This window comes from Blastomonas sp. UPD001 (genome assembly GCF_003426715.1).
Classification (GTDB): domain Bacteria; phylum Pseudomonadota; class Alphaproteobacteria; order Sphingomonadales; family Sphingomonadaceae; genus Blastomonas.
Genome location: NZ_QKVT01000131.1, coordinates 1 through 529, shown reverse-complemented (window position 1 = coordinate 529; position 529 = coordinate 1). Strand labels below are relative to the sequence as shown.

2 protein-coding genes are annotated in these 529 nt (G+C 58.0%); both read right to left on the bottom strand.

Annotated elements, in window-relative coordinates; all coding sequences use genetic code 11:
- A partial coding sequence (locus tag DM995_RS22580; RefSeq protein WP_232824577.1) for a hypothetical protein occupies nucleotides 1-254 on the bottom strand: 254 nt, incomplete at its 3' end.
- Nucleotides 254-529 (bottom strand): hypothetical protein (locus DM995_RS22575; RefSeq protein WP_232824576.1); only part of this gene is annotated, 276 nt, incomplete at its 5' end. The genes DM995_RS22580 and DM995_RS22575, both read right to left, overlap by 1 nt.

The window sequence follows — 529 nt, the reverse complement described above, 5'->3', positions numbered from 1 at the left end:
AGCACGGCCCCATCGATATCGCATCCCTCGACATGGGCAGCTACCGATCGCAGGTCCTGCAACTGGCGCCGGTACGGCACCGGGTCCTCTGATATCTGCGCCCCCCGACCGGCGCCGAAATCGAGCACGTGGGACTGTTCGGTCAGAAGTGCCCTGATTTGCGAGTAAAAGGCCACGACGCCATCCACCGCCGTGAATCCGTTTAGCCTAGCTTCAGGGTAGAACCGCTTTATCAGGTCGAGTGACGTCGTCATCAGGACGGGCTCTGTCCGGACGACAGCGGCCGCTGGTTGCAGAAGAATACAAGGAACGGATTCGCAATAGAGATCGGATTCAAGAGACAGGCTCCAACGAAACTTGCACGGATAAGATTTTCCCAGGCGGTTGATCCGCCTCGCCAAGCAGAAACCACCAGTATGCAGATGATGATCGCACCAAACAGGCCGCCACCGTGGACAAGTTCACCTGCCATGCTGACGATGTAGGGGGATTCAGTCGGGATCAAGACCCCCGTTGAACTGGCAAAGGC